Source organism: Microbacterium binotii (assembly GCF_021398715.1).
GTDB lineage: Bacteria > Actinomycetota > Actinomycetes > Actinomycetales > Microbacteriaceae > Microbacterium > Microbacterium binotii_A.
Genome location: NZ_CP090347.1, coordinates 16,359 through 32,093, shown reverse-complemented (window position 1 = coordinate 32,093; position 15,735 = coordinate 16,359). Strand labels below are relative to the sequence as shown.

The 15,735-nt window shown below is 65.7% G+C and carries 17 protein-coding genes; 7 read left to right on the top strand and 10 right to left on the bottom strand.

All coding sequences use genetic code 11. The annotated features are described in order from the left end of the window. Positions 1-3 precede the first annotated feature (3 nt). The gene (gene pknB / locus LXM64_RS00150; RefSeq protein ID WP_234074104.1) at positions 4-1,713 is read left to right on the top strand and encodes a Stk1 family PASTA domain-containing Ser/Thr kinase; all 1,710 of its coding nucleotides are present in this window, start codon (positions 4-6) and stop codon (positions 1,711-1,713) included. On the opposite strand, the gene LXM64_RS00145 is transcribed toward pknB, so the two are convergent. Genes LXM64_RS00145 through LXM64_RS00135 form a run of 3 tightly spaced genes read right to left on the bottom strand, consistent with a single transcriptional unit; the run spans position 1,698 to position 3,297 of the window. Beyond that, the gene (locus LXM64_RS00145; protein WP_234074103.1) at positions 1,698-2,357 is read right to left on the bottom strand and encodes an anthranilate synthase component II; all 660 of its coding nucleotides are present in this window, start codon (positions 2,355-2,357) and stop codon (positions 1,698-1,700) included. The two genes, pknB and LXM64_RS00145, sit on opposite strands and share 16 nt — an antisense overlap. Beyond that, entirely contained in the window at positions 2,354-2,509 is a 156-nt protein-coding gene (locus LXM64_RS00140) for a hypothetical protein (RefSeq protein WP_234074102.1), read from the bottom strand. Before LXM64_RS00140 ends, LXM64_RS00145 begins: the two co-directional genes overlap by 4 nt. Further along, entirely contained in the window at positions 2,509-3,297 is a 789-nt protein-coding gene (locus tag LXM64_RS00135; protein WP_234074101.1) for a class E sortase, read from the bottom strand. Before LXM64_RS00135 ends, LXM64_RS00140 begins: the two co-directional genes overlap by 1 nt. 55 nt (positions 3,298-3,352) lie before the next feature. Between LXM64_RS00135 and LXM64_RS00130 the strand changes: the two genes are divergently transcribed. Continuing rightward, positions 3,353-3,589, top strand: a complete 237-nt coding sequence (locus LXM64_RS00130; protein WP_137418491.1) for a cell division protein CrgA — start codon at positions 3,353-3,355, stop codon at positions 3,587-3,589. A 74-nt stretch (positions 3,590-3,663) separates the two neighbouring features. Here the strand turns inward: LXM64_RS00130 and LXM64_RS00125 are convergent, their stop codons facing one another. Both LXM64_RS00125 and LXM64_RS00120 read right to left on the bottom strand, forming a co-directional pair. Beyond that, a complete protein-coding gene (locus LXM64_RS00125; protein WP_234074100.1) occupies positions 3,664-4,536 on the bottom strand; it encodes a rhomboid family intramembrane serine protease in 873 nt (290 codons plus the stop codon). 13 nt (positions 4,537-4,549) lie between these two features. Further along, the gene (locus tag LXM64_RS00120; RefSeq protein WP_234074099.1) at positions 4,550-5,107 is read right to left on the bottom strand and encodes a peptidylprolyl isomerase; all 558 of its coding nucleotides are present in this window, start codon (positions 5,105-5,107) and stop codon (positions 4,550-4,552) included. 99 nt (positions 5,108-5,206) lie between these two features. On the opposite strand from LXM64_RS00120, the gene LXM64_RS00115 reads away from it, so the two are divergent. Then, a complete protein-coding gene (locus tag LXM64_RS00115; RefSeq protein WP_234074098.1) occupies positions 5,207-5,788 on the top strand; it encodes a DNA helicase in 582 nt (193 codons plus the stop codon). 20 nt (positions 5,789-5,808) lie between these two features. After that, a complete protein-coding gene (locus tag LXM64_RS00110) occupies positions 5,809-6,258 on the top strand; it encodes an aminoacyl-tRNA deacylase (RefSeq protein WP_419144871.1) in 450 nt (149 codons plus the stop codon). A 16-nt stretch (positions 6,259-6,274) separates the two neighbouring features. On the opposite strand, the gene LXM64_RS00105 is transcribed toward LXM64_RS00110, so the two are convergent. Continuing rightward, positions 6,275-7,444: a PIG-L family deacetylase gene (locus LXM64_RS00105; RefSeq protein ID WP_234074096.1), complete on the bottom strand. Its 1,170-nt coding sequence runs from the start codon at positions 7,442-7,444 to the stop codon at positions 6,275-6,277. A 43-nt stretch (positions 7,445-7,487) separates the two neighbouring features. Continuing rightward, positions 7,488-7,928: an NUDIX hydrolase gene (locus LXM64_RS00100; RefSeq protein ID WP_234074095.1), complete on the bottom strand. Its 441-nt coding sequence runs from the start codon at positions 7,926-7,928 to the stop codon at positions 7,488-7,490. Between the two features lie 66 nt (positions 7,929-7,994). On the opposite strand from LXM64_RS00100, the gene LXM64_RS00095 reads away from it, so the two are divergent. From LXM64_RS00095 to LXM64_RS00085, 3 genes are read left to right on the top strand one after another with little or no spacing between them, the layout of a single operon-like run. Next, the gene (locus LXM64_RS00095) at positions 7,995-8,348 is read left to right on the top strand and encodes a hypothetical protein (protein WP_234074094.1); all 354 of its coding nucleotides are present in this window, start codon (positions 7,995-7,997) and stop codon (positions 8,346-8,348) included. 20 nt (positions 8,349-8,368) lie between these two features. Continuing rightward, positions 8,369-8,689: a type VII secretion target gene (locus LXM64_RS00090; protein ID WP_234074093.1), complete on the top strand. Its 321-nt coding sequence runs from the start codon at positions 8,369-8,371 to the stop codon at positions 8,687-8,689. Continuing rightward, a complete protein-coding gene (locus LXM64_RS00085; protein WP_234074092.1) occupies positions 8,689-10,002 on the top strand; it encodes a hypothetical protein in 1,314 nt (437 codons plus the stop codon). Before LXM64_RS00090 ends, LXM64_RS00085 begins: the two co-directional genes overlap by 1 nt. Before the next feature lie 899 nt (positions 10,003-10,901). Here LXM64_RS00085 and LXM64_RS00080 read toward each other — a convergent pair. The 3 genes from LXM64_RS00080 to LXM64_RS00070 all read right to left on the bottom strand — a co-directional run bounded on the left by LXM64_RS00080 (position 10,902) and on the right by LXM64_RS00070 (position 15,623). Continuing rightward, complete coding sequence (locus LXM64_RS00080) at positions 10,902-12,038, bottom strand: PIN domain-containing protein (RefSeq protein ID WP_234074091.1); 1,137 nt, start codon at positions 12,036-12,038, stop codon at positions 10,902-10,904. Between the two features lie 138 nt (positions 12,039-12,176). Further along, a complete protein-coding gene (locus LXM64_RS00075; RefSeq protein WP_234074090.1) occupies positions 12,177-13,964 on the bottom strand; it encodes an AIPR family protein in 1,788 nt (595 codons plus the stop codon). Between the two features lie 366 nt (positions 13,965-14,330). Beyond that, positions 14,331-15,623: an RES domain-containing protein gene (locus LXM64_RS00070; protein WP_234074089.1), complete on the bottom strand. Its 1,293-nt coding sequence runs from the start codon at positions 15,621-15,623 to the stop codon at positions 14,331-14,333. Between the last annotated feature and the right edge of the window lie 112 nt (positions 15,624-15,735).

The window sequence follows — 15,735 nt, the reverse complement described above, 5'->3', positions numbered from 1 at the left end:
GCCGTGTCAGATGATCCACGCGTACTCGCCGGTCGCTATCGTGTCGATGAGCTCATCGGTCGCGGGGGCATGGCGAGTGTGTACCGAGGCTACGACCTGACCCTCGACCGCGAGGTCGCGCTCAAGATCCTCCGCCGCGAGCTCGCCGACGACGCGGCTTTCCGCACGCGTTTCCGGCTGGAGGCGCAGGCCGCCTCGCGGATGTCGCACCCGACCATCGTGCGGGTCTTCGATGCCGGCGAGGACACCGAGACGACCCCCGACGGCGTCGTGCACCCCGTTCCGTTCATCGTCATGGAGCTCGTCAACGGCGAGCTCCTGAAGGACATCATCGCCGGCGGCGACGTGCCTGTGACCGATGCGGTGCGCTACGTCGACGGCATCCTCGAGGCCCTCGAGTACTCGCATCGCGCGGGCGTCGTGCACCGCGACATCAAGCCCGGCAACGTCATGGTGACGGCCGCGGGCCAGGTCAAGGTCATGGACTTCGGCATCGCGCGCGCGGTGTCCGACTCCTCTTCGACGGTCGCCGAGACGACCGCCATCATCGGTACCGCCGCCTACTTCTCGCCTGAGCAGGCCAAGGGCGAACCGGTGGATGCGCGCGCGGACCTCTATTCGACCGGTGTCGTCCTGTACGAGCTGCTGACCGGTCGACCTCCCTTCCGCGGCGAGACCCCGGTCGCCGTCGCCTACCAGCACGTCAGCGAGACGCCGGTCCCCCCCAGCGAGCACACCGAGAGCATCCCTCGCGGTCTCGACGCTCTCGTGATGCGCGCCCTCGCGAAGGATCCGTTCCAGCGATTCCAGGATGCGGCCTCCTTCCGTGCCGCGCTCTCGGACGCCGTGGGTGGCAAGGCCCCCAGCAAGCGCCAGCTCGGAGCGCTCACGAGCGAGCTTTACGGCGCGAACCCCCGTCAGGCCGCCGAGACCGCCCGGTCGCTCAGGCAGCTGTCGACGGACACGACGATGCGCCGGACGCAGGCGGGGCCTCCCGTCGCCTGGATCTGGTCCGGTGTCGCGGTGCTCGCCGTTCTGCTCGTGTCCGTGCTGTTCTGGGTCGTGACCATCCGTCCCGGCGATGCCGTGCCCGACAGCGCGCGCATCGTGCCGGACCTCACGACGATGACCTATGACCAGGCCGTCGACGTGCTCGAGGAGCAGGACCTCCTGTCGGATCGAGTTCCCGTGGCCGACGATCGGATCACCGAAGGCAGCGTCGTACGCAGCGAACCCGCAGCGGGCGATTCGGTGCAGGTCGGGCAGACCATCAAGCTCTACGTCTCGACAGGCAAGGAGAGCGTCGCCGCTCCGACGATCGTCGGGCTCAACGAGACCGACGCCCGCCAAGCGCTCACCGCAGCGGGTCTCGCCGTCGGGACGATCACCCCGGTGAACGACGCGAAGGCACCCGCCGGCGAAGTGCTCAGCGCGAGCACCGCATCCGGCGATGTGACGGCGGGAGTCGAGATCCCGGTCGGAACGACCGTCAACCTGCGCGTCGCAAGCGGTCGCGTGGTTCTGAACGATGTCACCGGTTACACGATCGATGCCGCGACACGCGACCTCGAGGCACTGGGACTGAGCGTCGTTCCGAGCGCCGATCCCGGCTGTAAGGCGACCGGCACGACCCCGACCGTCCGCGTCATGTCGCTCGCGCCCGGTGAAGTGCCCATCCGCTCGGAGATCACCCTCACCTACTGCGCCGGCTGAGTGCTCGTCCCGCGGTGGGGGGTGAGCGTCAGCGCACGAGACGGCGCATCCTCGGCCCCGATCCCGGTCAGCCAGGTGGCGAGCATGCGATAGCCGTACTCGGTCAGCACGCTCTCGGGGTGGAACTGCACCCCGCTCAGCGGCAGATGGCGGTGTTCGAGCGCCATCACCGTGCCCTCCGGGGTGCGAGCGGTGACGCGGAGCACGTCCGGGATCGTCTCCGCTGCGACCGCGAGGGAGTGATAGCGGGCCGCGGAGAAGGGAGAGGGCAGACCCTGGAGGATGCCGCTCCCGTCGTGGACGATCGGCGACGTCATCCCGTGCATGAGCTCGGGAGCCTGCACGACGCGCGCGCCGAACGCCATCGCCAGCGCCTGATGTCCGAGACAGACGCCCAGCAGAGGCGTCTGTGTCTCTGCCGCGGCCGCCACGACGGCGAGCGAGGATCCGGCGCGCTCTGGCGTCCCGGGCCCGGGTGAGACCAGGACTCCGTCGAAGCCCACGAGGGCGGTGGTCGCCGCATCCGCGTCGATCTCGTCGGCCTCGCGCATGACCGTGTCGGCCCCGAGCTCGCGCAGGTAGCCCACCAGCGTGTGGACGAAACTGTCGTGGTTGTCCACGACCAGCACGCGTGCTGCCGTCACTGGACGGTCGACTCCTGCGGGTCGACAATCGACGAGATCCACGGGAAGACGTACCAGAAGAGCCCGTAGAGAACAGCCGCCGCGACGACCAGGACGATGAGCAGTCGGAGCCACCAGGGGCCGGGAAGGATGCGCCAGAACGCTGCGTACATCAGGTCACCGCCTCGCTCAGGGATGCCGGCGCGCCGTCGGCTCCGGGCGTGAAGGACTCGAAGACGGCGTACGCCACGAGACGCTCCGAGAACCCGTAGCGCGGACTGCAGGTCGTCATCGTCAGATAGCGTCCGTTCGCCTCCACCCCCTGTTCCCGCGGCACGGGCAGCAGCACGTCGACGGAATCGGGGGTCACGTACTCCATGCTGCGGTAGCGGTAGGTGTACCAGCCGTCCTGCGTCTGGATGACGATCGCATCGCCCACGTGCAGGTCCGGCAGATTCATGAAGGGTGCACCGTGGCTGCCGCGGTGGGCGGCGACGGCGAAGTTGCCGACGGCGCCCGGCATCTGCGTGCTGGAGTAGTGACCGATCGCGCCGAGATCCAGGCTCTCCGAGCGGCCGACGCCGCCGGCGATCTGCACGGCGTAGTCCGGTCCGAAGCGCGGGATGTGCATGATGCCGAAGACTTCACCGCTGGAGGCATCCGGGAGGACGATCGGCTCGGCGGTGCTCACGTCGGGGGTGCTCGACTCACTGGTCGACGGAGAAGGCGTCGACGGCACGTAGTTCTGCGCCCACTGCTCGGCGATCGCCTGGCCGGCCGCGTTGTTCTGCTGTCCCTGGATCCAGTCACCGACCCACAGCTGCCAGCCGACGTAGAGGAAGGCCAGCACCCCGACGGTGATGAAGATCTCTCCGATCACCCCGAGCACGCTGATCCGACGGCGCGGCGGCGTCGCGCTCCGGCGCGAACGCCGCGTGGCGGCAGGCGGGGTGTCGGTCACAAGGGGAGTCTAACTGTCGCAGGTGACGCAGAAGCCTGACCCCTAGAATGTGCACATGGCACGCTCCGACAACGACGAGGACCTCACCCCCGCTGGCGCCGGTGAGCCGGCTCCCAACCCCGTGTGGTTCAAGCCCATCATGATCGGTCTCATGCTCGTGGGACTCGTGTGGGTTCTCGTGTTCTACCTCAGCGGGATGCAGTTCCCCATCCCGGGCATCGAGGCCTGGAACCTCGTGATCGGCTTCGGGATCGCCTTCGTGGGCTTCCTCATGACCACTCGGTGGCGCTGACGGCTCAGCGCCACCGAATTACATCCGTGTGATTCATCCCCACGTGTGGATGAAACTGTGGATAACTCTCGCGGTCACACCCAGATCGCGGGGGCGAGGGCAAGCAGTCCGATGAGGACGACGCTCCAGCCGCTCAGTAGCGCGATCTGAAGCGCGCGACGCCGACGCTCTCGCGTCGTGACGTAGATGAGCCCGACGACCGCTCCGGCGACCAGGCCGCCGACGTGCGCCTGCCACGAGATGTTGAAGCCGGGGACGAAGCCGATCACGAGGTTGATCGCCAGCACGATGATGATGCCGGTGATGTCGTTGCCCAACCGGCGCGCGATGACCATGAGCGCACCGAAGAGCCCGAAGATCGCCCCTGAGGCGCCCACCACGAACGAGTCGCGAGCGATGAGGTCGACGAGGACGGACCCGCCGAGCGCACTGATCAGATACAGCGTGAGGAATCGGGCGCTGCCGAGCACGGGCTCCAGGATGCGTCCGATCATCCACAGCGTGAGCATGTTCAGACCGACGTGCCAGAAGCCCGAGTGCACGAGGCTCGCCGTGAGCAGTCGCCACGGCTGGAACTCGCCGGTGAACTGCGGATAGAGATAGCCCGCGCTGAAGCCGAGCCACTGGGTGAGGGGGAGTCCGAGCGAGAGCACGAACACCGCGGCGCACAGGGCGATGATCGTGTAGGTCACGACCGGTCGACCGCTGCCCGCAGCGAGCGCAACGGGCGCCGACCGGCCCCACCGTCGCTGCGCCTTCTTCTGCGCGGGCGTGGCCGCCCGTCGCTGCTCTGCCATGCACTCCGGACAGATCACCCCGACCGGTGCCTGCGTCTGACACTCAGGACAGATGGTTCGCAGGCACCGCTGACAGAGCACGAAGCTCTGGCGGTCGGGATGCCGGTAGCAGAAGTTCTCGCGGTTGCTCGCGAAGCTCTCGCTCGTCACGGGATGCGGGTGGTCAGACCTGCGCGATGTCGATCGACTCGATCACGACGGGCTCGACCGGCCGGTCGCCGGCGCCGGTGGGGACCCGAGCGATGGCATCGACGACCTGGCGCGACGCGTCGTCCGCGACCTCGCCGAAGATCGAGTGCTTGCCCTGCAGCCACGGGGTGGGGTCGGTCGTGATGAAGAACTGCGATCCGTTCGTGCCCTCGACGGCGCCGGTGATGGCGTTGCGACGCTGACCCGCGTTGGCCATCGCCAGCAGGTACGGCTTCTGGAAGGTGAGCTCCGGGTTGATCTCGTCGTTGAACGTGTAGCCGGGGCCGCCCACGCCCTGGCCGAGCGGGTCCCCGCCCTGGATCATGAAACCGGGGATGATGCGGTGGAAGATGACCCCGTTGTAGAGGGGGCCGGAACCGGGCTGACCCGTGGACGGGTCGGTCCACTCTCCCGTGCCGTCGGCGAGGCCGACGAAGTTCTGAACCGTGCGGGGCGCGTGGTCCCCGAACAGGTTGACGACGATGTCGCCGTGGTTGGTGTGAATGGTGGCGACGGCGGTGTGCTGAGGCATGTTGTCATTGTCTCAGAGTTCGCTGCAAGCCCTGCCGTACGCAGCCGATCCCTCTGGCAAGATGGGCTCACGACTACCCACGGATTAGGGGGATCTCGCATGAGCCTCAGCCGCAAGCGTAAGAAGGAGCTCCGGAAGCTCCAAGGCCACGCCAACAAGGTGTGGGAATCGCAGCAGGTGCTCGTCGGCGAAGCGGCGGACATCGCCCGCGAAGCCGGCCGCCAGCTCGGCAACTACAACCGCGAGCACGTGGTGCCCGCGGTGCGCGAAGGGTACGACCGCTACGCGGCCCCGTACGTGGACCGCGGCGTCAACATCTCGAAGCACGTGCTGAGCGACAAGGTCGTTCCGGCCGCCGGTGCGCTCGTGGGCGGCGCCCTTTCGGTGTGGGATGCGGCGGGCGACACCCGTGCGCGCATCGCCGCCGGACGCGGCATCGACCTCGACCCCGCCACGTACAAGAAGAAGGCGGCCAAGTACGGCGCCAAGGCTTCGAAGAAGCTGGCCAAGCGACTGGCGGTCGAGCCGCCGAAGAAGCGGGGCATGGGCGCCGGTGGCGTCATCGCGCTCATCTTCGGTGTCGCCGCGGCAGCGGGCGTGCTCTACGCCGCCTGGCAGACGCTGCGGGCCGACGACGAGCTGTGGGTCGCGGACGACCCGCTGAGCGCGCCTGACGCGTGAACGAGGATCCGACGAGGCGGGTGCGGGAAGCCGCATCCGCCCTCGGTCTTTCTGTGGAGGTGCGCGAGCGCCCCGAAGCACGGAGCCTCCCCGAGGCGGCCGAGCTCCTGGGGATCTCGCCGGTCGACATCGTCAAGACGCTGGTCGTCAAACGCAGTGACGACACGTTCCTCTTCGCCCTGATCCCGGGCGATCGGGCCATCGCCTGGCCCAAACTGCGTCAACTCGTGGGTGTCAACAAGCTGAAGCTGCCGGACGCGGATGTCGCTCTCGCTGCGACCGGTTACGAGCGCGGCACGATCGTTCCCCTCGGCAGTACGACCGCCTGGCCGGTCTTCGCCGACGAGTCGATCCGCGGACGCCGCATCGCGCTCGGCGCCGGCGCCCACGGGTTCAGTCTTTTCGTGGATGCCGATGCCCTGTTGCAGGCGCTCGACGCGACCGTGGCGGACATCTCCCAGCCCCTCTGAGCGAATCGCGCCCGATTCAGCCGAGCGCGGGGTCTCCCTCCGGGACCAGGTACTCCCGCTGCAGCCAGTCGCCGAAGTGCGCCCGCGCGAGGCAGGTCTGGGCCGATGAGCAGCCGATCACGGGATCGTGTGCGGCATACACCGCGAACAGCGACGCCTTGCGCTCCAGTTCCGTCCCGGCGATGTTCGCGGGTCGCTCGGCCGACGGATAGCCGACGGCGTACTCGACCTGCGCGCTGCCTGCGGCACCCACATCCACCGCGCGCGAGACGAGCGTGCCGACCGATGAGTGATCGGGATGGTCGCCGACCGAGTCCGGCGCCTCCGTGGGCAGGTGTGTGAGCACACGATCCGGTCCGTATCCGGCGAGGATCTCGGCGATCGACTTCTCCAGTGTCGCGACCGACACGGATCGACCCGCGTCGATCGTGCGCAGTGACGGGAGCGCGCCGCTCAGGAGCTTCTCGAGCGTCTGCTGTCCGGTGTAGATGAACGTCGTGCCGCTGAGCCCGCCATCCGGCAGACGCAGGAAGAGGAGGGAGACGCGGTCGTCGTCGCTCGGTTTGGTCATCGTGACCGTCATGCCGCTGACCAGCGTCACCGACCGGTCGACCCATGCTCCGTTCCGCCCGAGCATGGCGTCGTAGGCCGCACGGATACCCTTCTCGCGTTCGCTCGCGTAGGTGGATTCCCCTTCTCCCGCATCCGAGTACGTGAAGAAGAAGGTGCGGACGCAGGCGCCGCCGCCCAGTTCATCATCGATCACCGGGTTGCCGAAGATCAGGTCATCGTCGTAGTGCGCCCAGAAGGAAACCACTGTGCGACCCTCGCAGGGCTGCTCGATGAAGTTCAGCGGTGAGGCGAAGGAGGAGACATCCGTCCGCTGCAGAGCCATGGGGATGTCTGCGCACTGGTTCGACGTCGCGAAGAAGAGCGCGGCCTCGGCTGCCGGCTGGCTCGCCGCCGAGAGCTCGGCGCTGAGAGATGTGGTGTCGGTCGCCAGCGCTGTGGCACAGCGATCGACGACGGTCTGGACATCCTGTGCGGGGAGGGTGTTGGGCGGAGCAGCCGGGACCGCGGTCTCACTGTTCGGGGCGGAGGGCTGCGGCTCGTTCGCCGCGCATCCGCCGATTCCGAGAGCTGCGACCAGCACGGCCGCCGCGGACAGAACACGCCATCGCACCACTGATCATCCTCACTGCACGTCCGGCGATCATACGTGCCGAAGGTCACGGCTGCGTCGGCGTCGCGTCCCATCCGGCCATCCGACGTCCGATGTCGACGAGTCGCACGCGGCGCAGAGCGGCGACCTCCTCCGGCGTGAACCACTCGGCGCGATCGGTGGACCCGCCCACCTCGTTGCGCAGGCGTCCGTCCGTGATGTGAGCGCGGTACACGATGCGCAGCGTGTGCAGCGCGGACGCGGTCTCCGAGAGTCTTTTCGTCGCGGGGATCACCCGAGAGTCGATCCCGAGCAGCTCGTCGACGGCGACGCGGTAACCGGTCTCCTCCCGGACCTCGCGTCGCACGGCGCGCTCGGGATCCTCCCCTTCCTCGAGTCCCCCGCCCGGTAGTGTCCAGGCGCTCCGACGACCCTCGTTCCAATGGGCCAGCAGGATGCGCCCGGTCTCGTCGGTGATGATCGCGTAGGCGGCGACACGCATATCCATGACGTGACTTTACCGGGGTGTGGATAACTCACGCTGTCGTTCACGACGCTTCGCTAGCGTGACCGCGTGCCTCTGGACCCCGAAGAATCACTTGCGCAGATCGAGCGAGATGTCCGTCAGAGCGCTGATCGCGCCGCCAAGATGCCCGCCTTCGAGGCCACCGTCTCCGCCGTCCGCGGCGCCGCCTGGTCCCCCGCGCGCGACGTCTACGTCCAGGTCGACTCGACCGGCCGCGTCCAGACGCTCCGTCTGGGAGAGACCGCTCTGGCCCGCGGCGCGCAGCGACTCGCCTCCGACATCCTCGCCACGATCGTGTCCGCGGAGAAGAACGCTCACGCGGCCACGATCGACGCCGTCTCCGAGCTCCTGGGCGACGACGACCCCATCACCGAACAACTCCGCTCCACCGACACCCCCTGACACGTTCGAAAGAGCCTCGAATGACCGAGAACATCGCCCTTGATTTCGATCGGCTTCGGCAGCACGCCGCGCTGGTCACCTCGCTTGCCGATGACGTCACCGGCGCCATCTCGATGCTGAAGGGGGGCGATCTCGCCTCCAACGCCTTCGGGATCCTCTGCGCCTTCCTCGTTCCCCCCTCGATGGCCATGTCCGCCGCGGCGACCGGCCTCTTCGGTGCGGATCAGTCCCTGCTGCTGCGCACCGCCGGGGAGCTCCGCAGCACCGCCGCGCAGTGGGAGCAGTTCGAAGACGACACCGTCACCACCCTTCGCGACCTCGAGAATGCGCTGGGCCTGTGATGACGACTCCCGCCGCCCTCGCCGCATCCGGCTCGTCCTTCGCGTCGCCGTACTCCGGCAGCAAGCTCCTCGATTCCGGCCACGCCCTCTCACAGGCCGTGCGCAACGGCGACTGGCTCGAGGGAGGACTCGCGTTCCTCGACACGCTGGGCAACGCCGCGGCCGCGCTCGCTGATCCCATCGGAACTCTCGCGAGCATCGGGCTCGGCTGGGTGATGAAGTACCTCAAGCCGCTGAGCACCTGGCTCGATCAGCTGGCCGGCAGTGAGGCCAACGTCGCGGCCGTCGCACAGCAGTGGACCAACGCCGGCAGTGCGCTCCGGGAGACCGGCAACACTCTCGTGACACGCCTGTCGGATCTCGACGGCCTCAGCGGCGACACGGTGCGCACCTACGTCCGGTTCGCGCAGGACACCGCTCAGCACATCGCCGCATCCGGCGATTGGGCCGATGCTGCGGCCGGCGGGCTGCGCAGCGCGTCGTCGCTCGTCGCGAAGATGCAGGGTGTGGTGAAGAACGCCATCTCCCAGGTCGTCGCCACGGCGATCGAAGCCATGGCGGTCGTCGCCGCATCCTTCGGCCTCGGGATCGGCTACGCGATCGCCCGCGTCGTCACCAAGGTCAACCAACTGGTCAACAAGGTCGTGCGCCCTCTGACGCAGGTCGTGCGCTCGGTGAAGTCCCTCGTGGGCTTCGTGCAGCAGCTCGGCTCGCTGTTCAAGAGCACCGAGCGCCTCAGCTCGTCGATCCTCGGCGGCGGCGCGAAGTCCACCACCATGACCGCGGGTTCCGTCGTCGATGCCTCCGGCGCCACTCGGCTCGGCAACACCGCGCAGGCGAATCTCGTGAGCGCCGGTCAGAAGGCCGACGACTGGCACTTCACGCCGACCGCGGTCGTCTCCACGGGCGTCGGGGCGGAAGGCACCCTGACGGCCGACGGGTCGATGCTCGGCACCGCGGGCGTGGGAGCGGTCGCCATCGGCGGCGCGCACGGTTCCGTCGACGGCGGCGGCATCGGTGCCGGCGGGGCGTACGCCTCCGGCGGCGGCGCATCCGGCTCCGGTGCCGGCACGGGCACCCCGTCGTCGATCATGGGCACGGGTGCTGCGGCGTCCGCGGCCACCGCCGCGAGCGTCGGCAGCTCTCACGCCGCGGCCGCCGGCTCGCGGATGATGACACCCGGCGGCATGATGGGCGGCGCCAGCCGCGACGGAGGGCAGCGCACGGGTCTCGGCATCCGTCAGGTGGTGCGTGAGATCGTCATCGAGGCGGAGGCGGGCGAGGAAGAGCTCGCCACCGCAGAGCGCGACTGACAGCCGTCGCGAATGCCCCGTGCCGACAGGTGCGGGGCATTCGTCATTGCGGTGCTCTGCACGAGCGGACGCGGATGCGCATCGGTGATGTCGCCGAGGGAGAAACTGTGGCCGGAACGGGAAGGTTTTGTCACCCGCGGCAAGCGGTCAAAACCCTGATAAACCGGGGCAAGGGGAGCACTCTCCGCTCAGCCCGACCGACGTCCACCAGCATCAGAGCTGATGTCAGGGGCCCTGTCACGCAGTCAGTTGGGAAGGCTGTCACCCGCCTCGACCAAGACCAAATCTCGCAACTCGTCCGAGAGTACCTCGACGGCGATCAGATCAGCGTCCTCGCAGCCCGGTACGAGATTCATCGCGTAACAGTCAGCGAGCACCTGCGACGCCGGAACGTCCCTACGCGAATCAAGGGTCTTCTCCCGTCCAAAGCGGAGGAAAGCGCGGTGCTTTACGAGGAGGGGTACAGCCTGGCTTCTATCGGAAAACACTTCGGGGTGACAGCGAACACAGTCAGAAACGCGCTACTCCAGTCAGGAGCGCGATTACGCGGTCCGAACGAACTTCAACGTGGCGCAGTCCCCAAAGAGCGGCAGTCCACTCGCACATAGCAACCCAGCGGTCAACCACAAGCCCGGAGTGGAGATTACCTCGGCGAAGACCTCAGGAACCCAGACAGCAAGGAGTTGGAGCATGACCGAGGGTCTGCGCCCGGATTCAGCGATCTGAAGAATGTTGCAGTTAGGGCAGCCCTTCGTGCCTTCTCATCGGGCGGAGCTTACGTGCATTGCCAGTTGGCAGAATCTCGGTGGACACGCTCACCGTTCTCGTGAGGCACGCTGGTCGACCGGCTATCGCCTAGGCTGCCCGTGACTATTGCCGTATTCAACTTGCGCAACCCCCTACTCGCTCGCTCGCGAACTGACCGACTCGCGATAGGGAGAGGTCAAGACCGGTCCGCTTGCGTAGGTGGGTCGTTTCGGACGTGCAGGCTCAGCGGTGGGCTCCGAGACCAGCCTATGAATTTCCTCGAGCTCGAGTTGGGAGAACTCATACTCGGTCGTGCGCGATCCGAAGGTGAAGTTCGCATGAGCCGAGGATGAGAACCGCAGCGCCAGTTGGTCCTCCCTCACCTCCTCGTTGCCGTCAGTCCCCGGCAAGAACCACAGGGCAAGTTCGAGCGTGAACGTCAGATTGAAGTCCGCTCGAAAACGCTCTTCGTCGAAGTACTGGCGCACTTCGATCTCGTCCACGTCAGGATCAACGATGTCGAGAACGGTGACGGCACTCGGATCGCCCGACAAACCGAGGTCGCGAGGCGCCAGTTCGATGGGATCCGCGTCCCGGAGAGCCGACAATGTAAATCCAGCAAGCTCGCCTGGAGTCAGATTGATCTCGTAGCCGAGCGATTCGGCGAACACCCCTGGAACTGGCAACTCCTCAATTGTGCGTATCCATTGGAACCATGGCGGCCTGGCGTCGAAGGGCTCAAGATCTTCCAGGAGATGGGGATGGAGTTCTCCTGTGTTCGGGCCTCCGGCTCCGAAAGCGCGGCGATCGTTGCTGACGAACACCACGTCGGCTTCCTCGTAGCGTTCCTTCATGACCTCGAGCACGGTCGCCCAGTGCAACGCGTCTCTATAGCCGGAACCATTTTCATCGAAGGGGCGTCGACGAGAAGCGGCCATCGAGACAAGAGCTGCGTGCCCGATCCCCGGGGTGCGGTAGATCTGAACTCCCGTTCGCTTCAGCGCCACGTCTAGTCGCTGCGGGTAGTCGCGCGCCTCCGCGTCGAGCGCTTGCAACGCTTGATCGAGTAGGGCGCGAACACCAGGAGACGTATGCCTGGACGCGGACTTAATCTCGACCTTCTTCGCCTCTCGACGGCGCTGATACACCGCGACACCCTCTTCCATCGCGAATCGCGGCAGCAGTACCTCCATACGCTTGCCGAGAATGGCTTCAGCAATTTGCTCCCACTGCGACCCTCGGAGGAGGGGATTCGCGACGATGACGTTCGCATCCAGGATGACGATCACAAGCCCAGAATACGGAGGTTGGCTTCCCGTCACCTCGAATACGGTCGGCGCGCACACATCCTTGGCTGGCGCGGCCACCGTACTGGTCACGATCGGCGCGGCCAAGGCTTCCGCCCGCGCGGTACGCTGAGCGACCAGCTATCGGTCGGTGGCTGATACGCCGTCGCGATTCCTCCTAGTCGGTGTTCGGATTCGACCGCGATCGGAGGCAGACTGCTTCGGCGGCGCCGCCCACGATCGAGTGGGCGCACCCATCTCCTTCAACAGAAGCTCAGTGAGGGCCTGCGACTTCGTGAGTTGGTAAACAGTCCGCTTATGATCGCGCCTCGCCTCGCTGAAGAATTGGTTGACGGCTCGAATGGTCTTCTCGATCTGAGCATCGGAAATGCTCGCGACGTCCAGTTCGGCGAGCGCGTCAGGGGTCACCTGCTTAGCCGGGACTGCATCGAGTGCGACTCCCATCGCAACGTGCCACTGGGTGTACCAGAGTTGTGTTCGACTCCTGGGGCCTTGGTATGCATCGAACTCGTGATCGAGAGCAGGCCGCCCGAGGAACGCCTCGATGCGCTTGGTGATTCGCGCGGATGTCAGATACGCCGCCAACGGATAGTCACTCGAGAACAAACGGTGATAGTGGTCCGGGCTCGCGACCAAGCGTGTCTGCGAGTTCACCTTCGCGGCCAGATAGGGGTCCTGCAGGAGCGTGGACGCAATCGATCGAGCGAGCTGAGGGATCGTGATGATCCTCTCCAGCTGGACCCCATCATTGCGATACGCGTTGCGCTGCCGCTCGTAAACCAACTCTGAGCCGGCGAAGAAGAGCTCGATGTCTTTGTGGATCGAGTCCGTGGCACGAAGAACGCCGGGCTTAATGTCCGTCTGGTTGTTGGTAGCGACGATGATGCGATCTCGTGCGGCCTCGTCTGGTGGGACGACTATGCGGACGAGAATGGTCCGGTCGTCCTCGACGTGCCGTTCCCTGAAGTGCTCAAAGAGAACCGTTGACGTCTGCAATCCATTAACGATCTTGGGCTCCTGGAGGCCGAGTGCACGGTAGGCCTGCCGAACCCCCTTCGCGACTATCGTGACGCCGTTATTCAGCATCCAGAAGTCGACCGGTCCAGGTAATTCAAGGGTCTGCGCGATCGCCTCGTTGACGGTATTGTTTCCCTCGAAATCACGCACGTTATCGAGAAACAGACGGCGACGCCGATGGCCGTCCTCATCGGTGAGGAACCGAGCAAAGTCGCTTAGGCGAACGAGCGCCACGAATCCGCCCGCGCCTGCGCTCAGCGCGTCCTCGGAGAGCTTCAACTCGAGCCATTCGGATCGCGGACTGCGCAACATTTTCAGCAGTTCCGCGGCGCCGACGAATTCGAATGACGTGTCGGCCTCGGGAAACATCCGGGACGACACTTGTTCGATCGTGCTCACCTGAGGGGCGAAAGCTGCATGTGGGGCGTCGCCGCGCGTCACGTAGAAGACTTTGAAAGTCATGTGGGAGATACGCGCGAAGCTCTTCAGGTAGAACGCCCGGAACACGCTGGCGCGCTCCATGAGCCTCTCGCTGTAGAGACGCTTCAGTTCCCGTTCGTCCCGACTCAGATCAAACAGCGTGGACAAAGTCGAGATGAGCTTGTCGAGCGCGGTGCCCGAGAACGACGGCGTTGTCTTTGATTGAAAGATGACCACATCGACGCTGATCTCCCGATCCTGGTGATTCGGTTGCGCAGACGCCAGCGGGTCCCCGTTAACGAGGACATAGAAGCCATCGATGCCGCCGTCCATCCCGCCGCCTATAAGGCCTTCTTGTATCTCGTCGATGCCCAGATCGAAACTCTTTAATAGCTCGGACGCGACGAGAAGCTCGAAGAAAGTGCTCTCGTCCGAGTCGGGGCTCAGCGCAACGTGTCGCTCAGCGAGCACGCTCGAGAGGAGCAGTTGAGTGTTGGACGGACTCCCCTTAACCATTCCCCGATTGTATTGATACCCGCGCCCGACAGGCCCCCGCGAGGCGGCACGTCACCGGTGTGTCGCGCGATCGCTAAAGGCCGGGCATAAGGACTGGCGATGTACAGGTGGAACGGGAAGCAGCGTGCGGTTGCGATGTGGAATCGTGATTCGCCACAAACATGAGCGGTCTCCACAAGTAGACCCCCCAGCTATGCGCCGGTGGGTACCCCGGAAGCGCATCTTGTGCTCGCGCGCGGCTGACGACCGGCTTGCGGATGCGGACCAAATGGGTGTGCTCCGAGGTTCGGCGCAGTGAGTCTCGCGCCAGCAACGCGGCTGCTACTCGGACAGAAACAGGTAGTCGTCTTCGTAGTCATCTTCCGCCAACTCCGAGACCGTGACAGCACGGGCGGCGTGATGAAGGCTGATGTCATCTCGGGACAGCGTTAGGGACGGCGCACGCGGTGGACGACGATCCAGTTCGGCGGCGGTCGGTGGGTCCGTCTGAAAGTGAGGACCGGGCCCGAGAAAAAGCATCACGTTCTTTCCCTTGCCACCGGTGACGTGCGACGGCCACGCGATCCCGTGAATTCGAGCCTTGGGCACATATCGCAACCACTCCGCGACAACCTGGGTCGGGGTGTAATCCACTGCCTGGCGTCCGTCTAGAGGCACGGCGGCCGAAATCATGTCAGTGAAGTGCTTCTTGAAGCGGGTAAACATCCAACGCCTGCGGCTATCGGGGTCGGTAGCGAAGATGCTGGGAAGCTTTGACATGGGGCGGGTGAAGTCGAGAATTCTATAGACCTGCGTGGTCTTGAACCCGCCGACTACAGCCTCGTCGTACGCAGAGTGGAGGGCAATCTCAGCGACGGCGGTACGGAGCTCGTCGGCGGCATAGAACATACCTATCCCCTGGGGAGACAGGCGTCCAGCTTCCGCCAGGTGCGGTGGCGCTGATCCGAGTTCGCTGCTCGGCTCCTGGTCAATATTCGCTCGCAGTCTGCGTGCATCGTCCGTCATTCGTCCCCGGTACAGTGTCGTGCCGGCTTCCAGCTCAACGACTAGGTCCGACTCAACGTATGCGAGGAGTGCTTCGAGGAACTTGGCGAGGCGAGCCGGCGGCTCGTTTTCGAATCCCGGTCGTGCAGAGGACCCAACGAACACGAAACGGGACTCAAAGCGAACCGTTCGCGCGAATTGCGCCCAGCCGAGCACCGACGGGTCGCTGCTCTCCCCACCTACCCAGTAGTCGGCTGCTTTCGTCGCTTCCACCAGCCGGTCCACAATTGGCATGGAGAACGCGGGATCAATGGCATCTTCGACAGTGTCGTAGATGACGTCGCTTGTACCGAACAGGTCCTCGTAGGACCATGGCTCGCCATCGTCAGAATATTGAACGTCCTCCGTCCACCGGTAAAGCCAGTTCGCAGCTTCCCAGACGTGGTCCCCAAGGTCGTCCATCATGATCGCGAACGGCACACCGTCTGGCCGCTCGACTCGGTCACAAAAGCTGCACGCAAATTTCTCGGCCATTCCAGCGAGACGGCCGCGCAGCACGTCATCCGTTATGTGATCGAGGCAGACGGTCTCAGTCATGCCATATATGCCGTAGAAGTCGGATGGGTCCACGGGCAGATGCTATCGTCCTCGGCGCCCTATTTCGGCGAACACCCAAGGCCGGACAGTTCCCCAAGTTAGCGACCCGGGTCTCCGGCGCCTCGACGAAGCTCGCGTACGGGCG

Coding starts and splice junctions, on each gene's coding strand:
- LXM64_RS00090 (WP_234074093.1), top strand. CDS start 8,369: ATGACCGAGAACATCGCCCTTGATTTCGATCGGCTTCGGCAGCACGCC.
- LXM64_RS00085 (WP_234074092.1), top strand. CDS start 8,689: ATGACGACTCCCGCCGCCCTCGCCGCATCCGGCTCGTCCTTCGCGTCG.
- LXM64_RS00115 (WP_234074098.1), top strand. CDS start 5,207: ATGAGCCTCAGCCGCAAGCGTAAGAAGGAGCTCCGGAAGCTCCAAGGC.
- LXM64_RS00100 (WP_234074095.1), bottom strand. CDS start 7,928: ATGGATATGCGTGTCGCCGCCTACGCGATCATCACCGACGAGACCGGG.
- LXM64_RS00120 (WP_234074099.1), bottom strand. CDS start 5,107: ATGCCTCAGCACACCGCCGTCGCCACCATTCACACCAACCACGGCGAC.
- LXM64_RS00140 (WP_234074102.1), bottom strand. CDS start 2,509: ATGTACGCAGCGTTCTGGCGCATCCTTCCCGGCCCCTGGTGGCTCCGA.
- LXM64_RS00130 (WP_137418491.1), top strand. CDS start 3,353: ATGGCACGCTCCGACAACGACGAGGACCTCACCCCCGCTGGCGCCGGT.